Source organism: Mesorhizobium sp. BAC0120, from assembly GCF_033542235.1.
Taxonomy (GTDB): Bacteria; Pseudomonadota; Alphaproteobacteria; order Rhizobiales; family Rhizobiaceae; genus JAWRCU01.
The window spans coordinates 250,109-262,329 of the sequence record NZ_JAWRCU010000002.1 but is presented as its reverse complement, the minus strand read 5'-3'; the positions used below and the strand labels follow the sequence as shown (position 1 = coordinate 262,329).

12 protein-coding genes are annotated in these 12,221 nt (G+C 61.3%); 6 read left to right on the top strand and 6 right to left on the bottom strand.

All coding sequences use genetic code 11. The annotated features are described in order from the left end of the window. The first annotated feature begins 114 nt into the window (after positions 1-114). The 4 genes from SAZ10_RS04705 to SAZ10_RS04690 all read left to right on the top strand — a co-directional run bounded on the left by SAZ10_RS04705 (position 115) and on the right by SAZ10_RS04690 (position 5,091). A complete protein-coding gene (locus tag SAZ10_RS04705) occupies positions 115-1,518 on the top strand; it encodes a cytochrome B6 (protein ID WP_318608020.1) in 1,404 nt (467 codons plus the stop codon). Between the two features lie 58 nt (positions 1,519-1,576). After that, the gene (locus tag SAZ10_RS04700; protein ID WP_318608019.1) at positions 1,577-2,173 is read left to right on the top strand and encodes a DUF4142 domain-containing protein; all 597 of its coding nucleotides are present in this window, start codon (positions 1,577-1,579) and stop codon (positions 2,171-2,173) included. 308 nt (positions 2,174-2,481) lie between these two features. After that, entirely contained in the window at positions 2,482-4,599 is a 2,118-nt protein-coding gene (locus SAZ10_RS04695; RefSeq protein ID WP_318608018.1) for a S9 family peptidase, read from the top strand. Between the two features lie 108 nt (positions 4,600-4,707). Further along, positions 4,708-5,091, top strand: coding sequence for an SET domain-containing protein (locus tag SAZ10_RS04690; RefSeq protein WP_318608017.1), 384 nt, complete (start codon positions 4,708-4,710; stop codon positions 5,089-5,091). Positions 5,092-5,142: 51 nt separating this feature from the next. On the opposite strand, the gene SAZ10_RS04685 is transcribed toward SAZ10_RS04690, so the two are convergent. The 5 genes from SAZ10_RS04685 to SAZ10_RS04665 all read right to left on the bottom strand — a co-directional run bounded on the left by SAZ10_RS04685 (position 5,143) and on the right by SAZ10_RS04665 (position 8,690). Then, positions 5,143-5,376 (bottom strand): hypothetical protein, encoded by a 234-nt coding sequence (locus SAZ10_RS04685; protein ID WP_318608016.1) that lies wholly within the window; start codon positions 5,374-5,376, stop codon positions 5,143-5,145. Positions 5,377-5,515: 139 nt separating this feature from the next. After that, entirely contained in the window at positions 5,516-6,463 is a 948-nt protein-coding gene (locus SAZ10_RS04680) for a cytochrome c (RefSeq protein WP_318608015.1), read from the bottom strand. 11 nt (positions 6,464-6,474) lie between these two features. Then, positions 6,475-6,909, bottom strand: coding sequence for a c-type cytochrome (locus SAZ10_RS04675; RefSeq protein ID WP_318608014.1), 435 nt, complete (start codon positions 6,907-6,909; stop codon positions 6,475-6,477). A 204-nt stretch (positions 6,910-7,113) separates the two neighbouring features. After that, a complete protein-coding gene (locus SAZ10_RS04670; protein ID WP_318608013.1) occupies positions 7,114-7,716 on the bottom strand; it encodes a superoxide dismutase in 603 nt (200 codons plus the stop codon). A 95-nt stretch (positions 7,717-7,811) separates the two neighbouring features. Continuing rightward, positions 7,812-8,690: a branched-chain amino acid aminotransferase gene (locus SAZ10_RS04665; protein ID WP_318608012.1), complete on the bottom strand. Its 879-nt coding sequence runs from the start codon at positions 8,688-8,690 to the stop codon at positions 7,812-7,814. 266 nt (positions 8,691-8,956) lie between these two features. On the opposite strand from SAZ10_RS04665, the gene SAZ10_RS04660 reads away from it, so the two are divergent. Both SAZ10_RS04660 and SAZ10_RS04655 read left to right on the top strand, forming a co-directional pair. Next, a complete protein-coding gene (locus tag SAZ10_RS04660; RefSeq protein ID WP_318608463.1) occupies positions 8,957-9,622 on the top strand; it encodes a haloacid dehalogenase type II in 666 nt (221 codons plus the stop codon). 142 nt (positions 9,623-9,764) lie between these two features. Further along, the gene (locus tag SAZ10_RS04655) at positions 9,765-10,562 is read left to right on the top strand and encodes a L,D-transpeptidase (protein WP_318608011.1); all 798 of its coding nucleotides are present in this window, start codon (positions 9,765-9,767) and stop codon (positions 10,560-10,562) included. A 111-nt stretch (positions 10,563-10,673) separates the two neighbouring features. Here SAZ10_RS04655 and SAZ10_RS04650 read toward each other — a convergent pair whose 3' ends face one another. Beyond that, a complete protein-coding gene (locus SAZ10_RS04650; RefSeq protein ID WP_318608010.1) occupies positions 10,674-12,197 on the bottom strand; it encodes a DUF853 domain-containing protein in 1,524 nt (507 codons plus the stop codon). Positions 12,198-12,221: the final 24 nt, after the last annotated feature.

Genomic DNA, 12,221 nt, shown 5'->3' with positions numbered 1-12,221 from the left:
ACGCGAGCTTTTTTCGCGCCAAGCAGGAACATTCCCGGCAACGCGCGGTTCGGGAGCGCCGGCGCTGTTGCACGTCCCCTGCGATCCGGCGTTGCGGCTTCTTCGGAGGGAAACATGCCCCGGTTTGTGAGTTTGGCATTGCCATGCGTGGTGGTGATGGGTGCTGCGGCGTTCAGCATGGCTGTCGCCTCTGATCCACTGCCGCCCGATTTGAGCTACCGTCCGCTGCCCACCATGCCCTTCTCGGCCATAAGGGCCAATGACGAGGCCCAGAAGCCGGCAGTCATGGAGCGCCAGCGAAACCTCCTCAACGACCGCTATGATCTCGCCAATCGCCCGATTCCCGGCGTCATGATGTCGGGCGGCAGAAAGCCGGTCCAGCAAGGCGTGCGGGTTAAGCTGCCAGCCGGCGAGACCTGGGACAGCCTGGCCGCCAAAAGCCCGGAGGAGATCCGCCAGAACGGCCTCCTGCCCAAGGGCTTCATGCCGCTCCCACATGTCAAGCAGGCGGCCGGAGGACAGGTCTTTCCGGAGAACCAGATCGGCAAGATCGGCAGGGACGAAGGGCGCGACCTGAGGCGCTTCGATGTCGATTTCGACCTGCCTGACCAGATGACGCCGGAGTTCCCGCCCCCAATCTTCCTGACGACGCATCCCGAACTGGGCGACGTCTCCCACGGAGATGTGCTGACGATCAAGAACTTCTACGAATACATGGTGGGGATCCTCACTCCGGTACAGCTGGAAGGGCTGCGCCTGCTGCTCACGCCCTTCCCGCAAGAGGAGTTCAACCAGACAGAGGATCGAAAGGTGGCCATGCAGAGCACCGGCGTGGCCTGCCTCGACTGCCACGCCAATTTCCACACCAACGCCGCCTTTCACCAGACGCCGGACGTTCGGCCGCAGGCATCGCGGTTCAGGCTCGACACGACCAGCCTGCGTGGGTTGTTCAACCAGCAGATCCACGGGTCGAAGCGCTCGCTCCGCTCGGTCGAGGATTTCAGTGAATTCGAGCAACGCACAGCCTATTTCAACGGCGACCATATGAGCGCGACCCGCAAGGGCGTGAACCTGCCCGATCGTCCCAACCAGGTGGCGATGATGGCGCAGATGCAGAACATCATTGACTTTCCGCCGGCGCCCAAGCTCGACCCGCTCAACCGGCTCGATCCGACCAAAGCCAGCGAGCAGGAGCTGAAGGGCGAGCAGGTGTTCATGGGCAAGGGACGCTGCGCCGAATGCCATATCCCGGCGCTGTCCTTCATGGACAACAACATGCACGACCTGAAGCTCGAGCGCTTTTACAAGATCGGCCAGACCTTCAACGACATGGTCGCCATACCTGACGGCCCGATAAAGACCTTCACCCTGCGCGGCATCAAGGATTCCCCGCCCTACCTGCACGACGGCCGCCTGATGACCCTCGCCGACACCGTGGAGTTCTTCAACCTCGTGCTCGGGACAAAGCTCAACCAGGAGGAAAAGGATGCGCTTGTCGCCTACATGCTCACCCTTTGATCCGCCGAAACAGTCGCGGCCCTGAACCCTGGTACTCGTGCTCGGAACGGAGGACATCATGCGCGCTGCCGCAATCACGCTGGGATTGGCACTTCTGCCGGCCCATGCCTTTGCCCAGTTCGGCAATCCGGCTTTCATGGCTCCCGACACAAAGATGGAGAAGCCGGGAGTTCCGGCGCCGAACCAGACAAACAATACGGACCGGCTCTTTGCACAGTTGCTGGCGGCAGGCGGCATGGCTGAGGTGGACCTCGGCAAGCTGGCTGCCGACAAGACCGATCACGACGGCGTGAAGAACTTCGCAAACCGCATGGTGCAAGACCACAGCAAGGCCAATGACCTGCTGAAATCCATAGCCGAGAAAAGCAAGATTCCGCTGCCTGGGGAACTCGACGCCGATCACCAGAAAATGCGAGCCGATCTCGAAAAACTCAACGGCACGGAGTTCGACCTCGCCTATCTCTCGGGGCAGATCGTCGATCATCAAAAAACCGTTCAGCTTCTGTCCTGGCAGATCGGCTCCGGACAGGACGCAGAGCTTCAGCACTTTGCCGCCGATCAACTGCCCATCGTGCTCGATCACCTGCAGATGGCGCTCACGCTCCGAGCGGAGTTGGCCGGACAGGCAACCGCAGAGCCTGCCAAGGCCCAGTGACGCAAAAGGACTGCTCGCAGAAGGGGCAAACCTCGGTCATGCTCTGACCGGTCCCCCACATTGCGGCCATCGATTGCAGGGTTTCGTCGAGTCAGCGGCGTCGATCGGCAGGGTGGCCATCGGCTCGACACAATGACGTTTCTGCCCTTCCGATCGACAGCAGCGCCGCAAAAAGGCGCACTCGGCTATTCCCTCTTCCGACCGCCGTCGCCAAATTCACAAGACGCCGGCAATTGACATTCCTCGCTTGAACAGGCTCTGACGGCCATGTTCATACAGCATCAAAGAGCTCGACAGCCCCTTTCGCCATGAAGAATAGCTTTCAAACCGCCACCGCCCAGCCGCCCGTACCCGAGAAGCGTCCGCATTCGGATAGCCACCATGGTGTGACGCGCGTCGACGAATACCATTGGCTGCGTGCCGAGAACTGGCAGGAGGTTTTCCGCGAGCCCTCGCTTCTCGACCCGGCCATCCGTGCGCACCTCGAAGCTGAGAACGCCTATCAACAGGCGCTGATGGCCGACACCGCCGAACTTCGGAAGACGCTCTTTCAGGAGATGAAAGGGCGCATCAAGGAGGACGATTCCACCGTTCCGATGAAAGACGGGCCATTCGCTTACGGCTCGGCTTACCGCATCGGCGGCGAGCAGCCGCGCTATTTCCGTACCGCTCGGGATGGCGGACCGGAGGAGGTCTTGCTGGACGGCGATCTCGAAGGCGAAGGAAAGACCTATTTTCGCATCGGAGACGTCGATCACTCCTCAGACCATCGGCGTCTGCTCTGGTCTTACGACGATCGCGGTTCGGAGTTCTACACGATTGTCGTCCGCGACCTGGACGGCCAGGCGGACCTTGCCGACCACGTGCCGGACACTGGCGGGTCAGGCGTGTGGAGCGCCGACAATTCCGGGTTCTTCTATACGCAGCTCGACGCCAATCACCGACCGTCTAAGACCTTCTACCATCGTCTAGGAACGGGCGTTGACCAGGACAGGCTCATCTACGAGGAGCCGGATCCTGGCTTCTTCATGAGTGTCGGCGGCGACAGGCTGAACGACTGGATCCTGATCTCGATCAGCGACCATGAAACCTCGGAGTACCGGTTGATCCCGGCCAGCGATCCCGCGGCGACGCCGAAGATCGTCTCGCCCCGCGAGACCGGCCTTCAATACGACATCGAGGAGGGCGGCGACATCTTCTTCATTCTCACCAATGCCGATGGTGCCAAGGACTTCAAGATCGTCACAGCGCCCGTCTCGGACCCGAGCCGCGCAAACTGGAAGGAACTGGTGCCGCACGAGCCCGGGCGGCTGATCCTGGCCATGATTTCCTTCAAGGATTTCCTCGTACGGCTGGAGCGCAAGGACGGGCTGCCGCGCATCGTGGTCCGCGATCGGTCCAATGGCGAAGAGCACATGATCGCCTTCGAAGAGGAGGCCTTCTCGCTAGGCCTTGCCGGCGCTTATGAATACGACACGGACGTGATGCGCTTCTCCTACTCGTCGATGACCACGCCTGCCCAGGTCTTCGACTACAATATGCGCACGCGCGAGCGCGTTCTGCTCAAGACCCAGGAGGTGCCATCGGGGCACGATTCTGACCACTATGTCACGCGCCGGCTCATGGCGCCCTCCTATGACGGCGAACTGGTGCCGATATCGCTCATTCACCACCGCGACACGCCGATCGACGGCACGGCACCCTGCCTGCTCTATGGCTACGGCTCCTACGGCATCACAATTCCCGCCGGCTTCAACACGAACGCTTTGTCACTGGTCGACCGCGGCTTCGTCTACGCGCTTGCGCATACACGTGGCGGCAAGGACAAGGGCTTCTCCTGGTACGAAGATGGCAAGCGGGCGAAGAAGATGAACACGTTTCGCGATTTCGTCGCGGCTGCCGAACATCTCGTTGCCCAACGCTATACTTCGCACGACCGCATCGTCGCGCAGGGCGGCTCGGCGGGCGGGATGCTGATGGGTGCGGTCGCGAATATGGCGCCCGACCATTTCGGCGGAATCATCGCCGAAGTCCCCTTCGTCGACGTGCTCTCCACCATGCTCGACGAGACGCTGCCGCTGACCCCGCCGGAATGGCCGGAATGGGGCAATCCGATCGTTTCGGAGGAGGATTACAAGACGATCGCCGCCTATTCGCCCTACGACAATGTCGGCGCGCTTGCCTATCCGCCGATCCTGGCGGTCGCAGGTTTGACCGACCCCCGGGTGACCTATTGGGAACCGGCCAAATGGACGGCCCGCCTGCGTGAGCGCAAGACGGGCGACAACCCCGTCCTGTTCAAGATCAACATGGAGGCAGGTCATGCCGGAGCGTCCGGCCGCTTCTCGCGGCTCGACGAAATCGCCTATGCATATGCATTTGCCCTAAAGGTCGTCGGTCTCCCAGAAATCAGAAAAGCCTCTTGAAAACCACCCGGACGAGTGGCGAATAGGGCTCCCGGCAGCTATCGGTTGTTGCGATGGCCGTTCACGCCACTCATTCCAATCGACGAGCTACCTCCAGCGAAAGTCCGCATGCTTCTCATCGACGTCTATCTCGACAAGTCGCCAATCCAGGGAATCGGCGTGTTCGCCAAGCAGGCCATCGCCAAAGGCACGCTGATTTGGAAGCTCGACCAGCGCTTCGATCGCCTCATCGAGACCGAGCTTTACGAGAGCCTGGACGGGCCGATTAAATCCTATCTGGACCGTTACTGCTACCCGCGCCGGAGCGACCCGCGCTACATCGTCTTCGAAGCCGATGACGCGCGCTATATGAACCACTCGGATGCGCCCAATTGCGACTTCAGCCACGGCGACCTCGCGTATGCGTTAGAGGACATCGCGCCGGGCGAAGAGCTTACCTGCAATTACAACGTCTTCTTCGAGAACGGCTTCGAGTTCCTCGGCGAGCGCTGACCGCGGCCGTTCTGAAACCGGAAGAACCGCTGCGCAGTTGGGTCCGATGCGCTAAGCGGCTTCCCTCTGATCGAAGCTGACGGCCATGGTCGTACCAGCGGCCTGTTTCACGATGAGGGCAACGATCTGCTCGTCGGAGAACGGACAGTCGGGCGCCAGCCGTCGGACCTCCTGAAGGACAGTCCGGATCGAGATGGTATCGTTCGGGTGATATTCCAGAAGCGCTGTGAAAACCGCGTCATACGCGTCCGGGTCGAGGGATGCAGCAAATTCCGAAGCAGGCATCAGCGTCTCCTCCACGCCAAAGTCGAGCTTCCCGTCCCAAGATGAATCATACGGTAATATGCCGTGAAGGCCAGGGAAAATTTGGTCCGACCAGATGCCGTGATGCACGGTGCCTGGGCGCCAGATTGCCTCCCCGAACCTACTTCGACCGCACCTGCGCCGGATAGCCGTTTGGATGCGGCGGCACCGACTTGAGATAGGCGGCGATTGCCTGCCGGTCCTCGGCGGGGAGAAGCGCCATGTTCTTCTGGACCTCTACCATCGAACCACCGACGGAATCGAAGGCAGGCGTGAAGCCGGTCTCGAGGAAATAGGCAATGTCGCTCTCCGACCAGGAGCCGATGCCCCCCTCCCCGCTCGTGATGTTCGGAATGGTGCCTTTGCCTTCCGCTGCGACCGCGCCGGCGAGCCACTGCTCCTTTTTCGCGCCGCCAATGAAATCGCGGGGCGTGTGGCATTCACCACAATGGCCCGGTCCTTCGACCAGGTATTGGCCCAGCTTCGCGTGATCAGAAGCGTCGGGTGCGAGTGCGACAATCGGCTGGTCGCTCAGATACAGGAGTTTCCAGAGCCCAAGTCCGCGCCTGATGTTGAAAGGGAAGCCGAGCCGATGGCCGGGCGCCTTGCCGGCCACCGGCGGCAGCGTCTTCATGTAAGCGTACAGGTCGGCCACGTCGCCCGGCTTCATCCGGGTATATGAAGCGTAAGGAAAGGCCGGATAGAGGTGAGAACCGCCGGGGGACACGCCCTTGAGCATGGCATTGGCGAAATCCTCCAGCGTCCAGTTTCCGATCCCGTCGTTCGGGTCAGGCGAGATATTGGGGGCGACGAATGTGCCGAACGCAGTGTTGAGCTCGATACCGCCGGCTAGCTGCAGCCGCGCCTGCCCTTCCGATTTCGGGCGTGCATGGCAAGATGTACATCCGCCGATATTGAAGATGCGTTCGCCGCGCTTGGCATCGCCTGCGCCAAGCGCAGCCACTTGCTCCGCGCTCAGCCGGTTCGGGATGGTTACGATCCAGAACGCCGCTGCGCCGACCGCCACGAGGGCGACCGCCGCGCGGGCAAGCTTTCTGGCAAGAACCATCGAAACCGGGATTATTTCAGGCGGAAGGACTGGTGGCAGCCGCCGCAGCCGCCGCCGAGCGTGTTGATCTGTGCACCGAGTGCTGCCACATCCTGCGCAGGCGCAGCGACGACTTGCTGCAGCACGACCTGATATTTGTCATTGGCGGCCTTGAAGCCTGCCATATCTTCCCAGATTCTCGGCGCAGCCTTGGTGTCGCCCTTGTCGCTGCCCGGTGGGAAGAGCACATCGATATCGACCTTCTGCTCGTTTGCCTCCAGCTTCTTGAGCGTGGCCGATACCACCGCTGCGTCGAACGCCGTCTCGCCTTTCGCCATCTTGGCAAGCCCGCCCACCAGGTTGCCGCGCTCCTTCATGATGGCCCTGCGGTCGGCGATCGGGTCCGCCGCATAGGCCGCGGTCACCGCCAGGGCGACAGTCGAGATGGCAAGTATAAGTTTTCTCATAAATTCACCTCCGTTTGTCGGGCGAAAAGTGCCCTGTGAGCCAACGACGAAGTTCGCCGAAAAAATCCTGACCCGCACTTCACAGGCACGTGATAGTTGCAAAGATGAGGCTTCGCCGTGCAATCACACGCCCAAGCCGGCGCCTTAAATAAAACAACCCCAGCCAGGCCGGGGTTGTTGTCTTCGTCGGAAACCGCCGGGCGATCAGCCTTTCGCCGCCTCGTACATTTCGAGCACGTGATCCCAGTTGATGAGATTGTCCACGAAGGCTTCGAGATATTTCGGCCGCGCGTTGCGATAGTCGATATAGTAGGAGTGTTCCCACACGTCGACGCCGAGGATCGGTGAGGCGCCATGTACGAGCGGGTTCTCTCCGTTCGGCGTCTTGGAGATCTCGAGCTTGCCATTCTTCACGGACAGCCACGCCCATCCCGAGCCGAACTGTGTGGTGCCGGCGTTGATGAAGTCGGCCTTGAACTTGTCATAGCCGCCGAGATCGCTGTCGATCGCCTTCTGAAGCGCGCCCGGCAGCTTGTTGCCGCCGCCGCCCTTCTTCATCCACTGCCAGAAATGGATGTGGTTATAGTGCTGGCCGGCATTGTTGAAGAGGCCCGCATTCTTGCCGAAGGACTGCTTGACGACCTCTTCCACCGAAAGCTTGTCCATCCCGGCTTCGGCTGCCAGCTTGTTGCCGTTGTCGACATAGGCCTTGTGGTGCTTGTCGTGATGGTACTCAAGCGTCTCCTTTGACATGTAAGGCTGCAATGCCTCGTAGTCGTAGGGCAAAGGGGGCAGTTCAAAAGCCATGATGTACTCCTTCCTTGAACAAGGTGCGTTCCATTACCAAACAAAGATAGGTGCGGGCAGGTCCCTAGCAACGCGCGGTAAAGATTTTCCTCGGCTCAGGCGGACGGTGTCGAATGAGCGAAGCCCCAGTAGAGTTCGCGCGCCTTTTTCATCACCGGGCCGGGCTGCAAATTACGATCCTCGATACGGATGACGGGCACCACTTTCGAGTGGTTGCCGGTCGAAAATACCTCGTCCGCCTCTTTGAACTCGCGCACAGAAACGGCCCTCTCGACGACTTCGATTCCCTCGTCCCTGAGGAGCTGGATCGTGCGGGCGCGGGTTATGCCGGCCAGAAAAGTGCCGTTAGCGGCCGGGGTCACCACCTGCCCGTCCCGGACGAGGAAAACGTTGGAGCTTGCCGTCTCGGCGACGTTGCCCAGCATGTCGAGGACGAGCGCATTGTCGAAGCCGCGCATGCGCGCCTCCATGATCGCCCGGCCGTTGTTGGGATAGAGACAGCCGGCCTTGGCGTTGGTCGGCATCGTCTCGAGCGTGGGCCTGCGGAACGGCGACACCGTAAGCGAAAAGCCGGTCGAGCCGATCATGGGCGATTCATAGAGGCAGAGGCAGAACCGGGTTGAAGAGGGTTCAGCCGGAACACCCATATAGCCGCCATGTTCGGCCCAGTACATCGGCCGGATATAGACGGCGGTATTGCCGTCGAAGCGCTTCAGCCCGTCCCAAGTCAGGCCGAAAATGTCTTCGCTGGACATGGTGGGTTTGAGCCCCATGGCAATCGCCGAAGTATTCACCCGCCTCGAATGAAGATCCAGGTCCGGCGCCACACCCTCGAACCAGCGCGCGCCGTCAAAGACGCTGCTGCCGAGCCACATCGAATGGGAGCGTGGGCCAAGGATCGCGACATTGCCTTCATACCAGTCGCCATCGACATAGGTCCAAGTCTTCGACTGCGCGCTCGCTGCCAGGGTCATGGATCGTTATTCCGTGTGCCGTTTGGCCCATCGATAAGCTTTTGAGCCGCAGCGTCAATCGCGTGGTGGAGGAAAATAGTACGCCAGTGAAACTTGGATGAGGCCGCAACTTGTCTGTCCGTATGGCCTGTCCAGCCGTTCGCAAGCGCAATGGAATTGCCGAGAGCTGCGTTCGCGAGGTGCAACCCTGGCAAGATCGTCCCAAAGTTCGCCTTGACGGAAGGCCCCCGGTGCGGACACTCGTCAGAACCATAGCGGGGCTGGTGATGCCGCACTCGGTCTATGCTTTCGACGCCTACGGGACGCTGTTCGACGTTCATTCGGCGGTCGCCTCCCATTCTTCCCGGGTCGGGCCCGACGCAGAGCATTTCTCGGAACTGTGGCGGACGAAGCAGCTCGAATACAGCTGGATCAGGACGCTGATGCCGGGTGCCTATCGCGATTTCTGGAAGCTGACCGAAGACGCACTCGATTTCGCCTTCGCGAAGTTTCCGTCCGTTGATCGGAGCTTACGGCCCGACCTGCTTCAGGCCTATCGCACGCTCAAGGCTTATCCCGAGGTCCAGGCCGTGCTGGCCGCGCTGAAATCCCAGGACTCCCGAGTCGCGATCCTGTCCAACGGTTCGCCGGAAATGCTCAAGGCGGCGGTCGCGTCGGCCGGGCTCGATCTGCTCGTGGACCGGATTTTCTCGGTCGATGCCGTCCGAGCCTATAAGACGCATCCGGACGCTTACCGACTCCTCATCGACATATGGGGTATCCAGCCGGGCGAGATTTCCTTCCAATCGTCGAACCGCTGGGATATCGCCGGCGCGGCAAGATTCGGCTTCTATACCGTCTGGGTGAATCGGAGCAGTCAGCCGGATGAGTATCCGGATTCGCCACCCGATCGTGTCGTCGTCTCGCTTGCCAAGTTGATCGACCCGAACTGACGCGTGGCTTTCCCGCAACAGTGTTGCCAACGCCACACGTTTGCCTTTCTTTCATCAAGTTAGCGTCAACATCGGAACTACCTATCCCTTGTTAACTTATTGCGATCGAGCGCTTTTGTGCGCGTTCAGGAGAGACAATTCCATGCGGGAAGATATCCCCGGCTGCCGGCCGATGACGCGGCGACGGTTCTTGTCCGCTGCAGGCGCGTTGGCCGCCTCGTCCGCCCTTGGCGCATGCACGACAGAGCGGCGCGAGATTCCTTACGCCGCCGAGCCGGCTCCGGCTCCGGCAATCGAGCCGCTCGGCAGTTATGCGACCATCTACGGGCCCATGGTCGATGACGGCTTCAATCTGCCGGCGATCCCTTATCAGAAAATCGACCCGCAGTTCCTGCGCCAGATCGTGCCTGATCCAACCGGTCAACGACCGGGCACCCTCGTCGTCGACACCAATGGCCACCACCTCTACCTCGTTCGTGAAGGTGGCATGGCGATCCGCTACGGCGTCGGTCTGGGACGGGCCGGTTTCGAATGGTCCGGCGACGCTGTCATCCAATGGAAGCAGCACTGGCCGAAATGGACGCCACCGGACGAGATGGTCGCGCGCGACCCGAGCGTGGCGAAATACAGCGCCGCCAACGGCGGCATGCCCGGAGGGCTCACGAACCCGCTCGGCGCCCGCGCGCTCTATCTCTTCCACGACGGCAAGGACACGCTCTACCGGCTGCACGGTTCGCCTGAATGGTGGTCGATCGGCAAGTCGGTTTCGTCTGGCTGCGTGCGCCTGATGAACCAGGATATCATCGACCTCTACGACCGCGTGCCGAACCAGACGCCGGTGATCGTCACCGCAGGCCTCGGCACCCCCGTGGCCGGCGGACCGACCCAGTCCTATCCAGGCTCGGACCCGCTGTCCGGCCCTGTCGAGGTCGTCAACTGACGGCGCGTGGCGTCGACGAAGGCGGGCCGCTGTACTTATCCCAGAGGAGCAACTCTAGCTTCGAGGCCTTTGATACAGCGCCGCTTTCGCCTCACCATTGGCCGATGCGGCTTATCGCCGCGAGAGGCTGCCGAGGATGCCTCGCACGAGGGCCCGCCCCACTTGCGAGCCTACGGAACGTACCACCGACTTGATCGCGGCCTCCGCGACCGTTTGCCGACCGGAGCTGCGGCCGCTGCCCGTGCCAAAACCCGGTATGGTCCAGCCCGAGCCGCTCTCCTGAGATGCCGACTTCTGGGCCTGCCGCTTCGCTTCGGCCGCATCCGCAGCCGCCTGCCCTTTCTTCTGCAGTATCTCGAAGGCCGATTCGCGGTCGATTGCGTTGTCGTACTGACCAGCTACGGGGCTCATCGTCATGACCTGCCGGCGCTCCTGTGGCGTTATCGCGCCCACTCGCGATGCCGGCGGCCTGATCAGCGTGCGCTGCACCATTCCAGGTATGCCCTTTTCCTCGAGCGTGGACACCAGTGCCTCGCCGGTACCGAGCTGGGTGATCGCCTTTGCGCAGTCGAAATCGGGGTTGGGCCGAAACGTGTCGGCGGCCGTCTTTACCGCCTTCTGGTCGCGTGGCGTATAGGCGCGCAAGGCATGCTGGACCCTGTTTCCGAGCTGAGCAAGCACGGTGTCCGGCACGTCGAGCGGGTTCTGGGTGACGAAATAGACACCGACGCCCTTGGAGCGGATCAGCCGCACCACCTGCTCGACCCTGTCGACAAGAGCCTTGGGTGCATCATCGAAGAGCAGATGCGCTTCGTCGAAGAAGAAAACGAGCCGCGGCCTCTCAGGATCTCCGACCTCGGGAAGCTGTTCGAACAGCTCCGACATCAACCACAAAAGGAACGTCGCGTAGAGACGCGGGTTCATCATCAGCTTGTCGGCTGCAAGCACGTTGATTGCACCACGGCCATCACGGGTCGTGCGCATCAGGTCGGGAATCTGCAATGCCGGTTCACCGAAGAAATGGGAGCCGCCCTGCTGCTCGAGAATGAGCAGCGAGCGCTGGATCGCACCCACGGATTGCCTGGTCACATTGCCGTAGCGCGCGCCGATCTCTTCGGCTCGCTGCGCGATGTTGGCGAGCAACGCCTGCAAGTCCTTCATGTCAAGGAGCAGCAGCCCTTCCTCGTCAGCGATCTTGAAGGCGATATTCATCACGCCTTCCTGGGCCTCGGTCAGATTCATCAGGCGCGAGAGCAGCAGCGGTCCCATTTCCGAGATCGTGGCGCGGATCGGATGGCCCTGTTCGCCGAACAAGTCCCAGAAGATCACGGGAAATTGTTGATGTTGATATGGGTCAAGTTTCACGGCCTGGGCACGGGAGACGAGGAAGTCCTTGTCCTCGCCCATCATCGCGATGCCGGAGAGGTCGCCCTTGATGTCGGCGGCAAAAACCGGCACGCCGGCATTGGAGAAACCCTCGGCGAGGACCTGCAGCGTAACCGTTTTCCCGGTGCCGGTCGCGCCCGTCACAAGACCATGGCGGTTGCCGTATTTCAGAAGAAGCTGCTCAGGCCGCTGGTAGCTGTCATCGGGCTTGCGGCTTGCCCCAATGAAGATGCTTTCCTCGTCAGCCATGATCTTTCTCCGCCGAAAAGCCAA

Coding starts and splice junctions, on each gene's coding strand:
- SAZ10_RS04685 (WP_318608016.1), bottom strand. CDS start 5,376: ATGCCTGCTTCGGAATTTGCTGCATCCCTCGACCCGGACGCGTATGAC.
- SAZ10_RS04660 (WP_318608463.1), top strand. CDS start 8,957: ATGCCGCACTCGGTCTATGCTTTCGACGCCTACGGGACGCTGTTCGAC.
- SAZ10_RS04665 (WP_318608012.1), bottom strand. CDS start 8,690: ATGACCCTGGCAGCGAGCGCGCAGTCGAAGACTTGGACCTATGTCGAT.
- SAZ10_RS04705 (WP_318608020.1), top strand. CDS start 115: ATGCCCCGGTTTGTGAGTTTGGCATTGCCATGCGTGGTGGTGATGGGT.
- SAZ10_RS04670 (WP_318608013.1), bottom strand. CDS start 7,716: ATGGCTTTTGAACTGCCCCCTTTGCCCTACGACTACGAGGCATTGCAG.
- SAZ10_RS04690 (WP_318608017.1), top strand. CDS start 4,708: ATGCTTCTCATCGACGTCTATCTCGACAAGTCGCCAATCCAGGGAATC.
- SAZ10_RS04655 (WP_318608011.1), top strand. CDS start 9,765: ATGCGGGAAGATATCCCCGGCTGCCGGCCGATGACGCGGCGACGGTTC.
- SAZ10_RS04650 (WP_318608010.1), bottom strand. CDS start 12,197: ATGGCTGACGAGGAAAGCATCTTCATTGGGGCAAGCCGCAAGCCCGAT.
- SAZ10_RS04680 (WP_318608015.1), bottom strand. CDS start 6,463: ATGGTTCTTGCCAGAAAGCTTGCCCGCGCGGCGGTCGCCCTCGTGGCG.
- SAZ10_RS04695 (WP_318608018.1), top strand. CDS start 2,482: ATGAAGAATAGCTTTCAAACCGCCACCGCCCAGCCGCCCGTACCCGAG.
- SAZ10_RS04675 (WP_318608014.1), bottom strand. CDS start 6,909: ATGAGAAAACTTATACTTGCCATCTCGACTGTCGCCCTGGCGGTGACC.
- SAZ10_RS04700 (WP_318608019.1), top strand. CDS start 1,577: ATGCGCGCTGCCGCAATCACGCTGGGATTGGCACTTCTGCCGGCCCAT.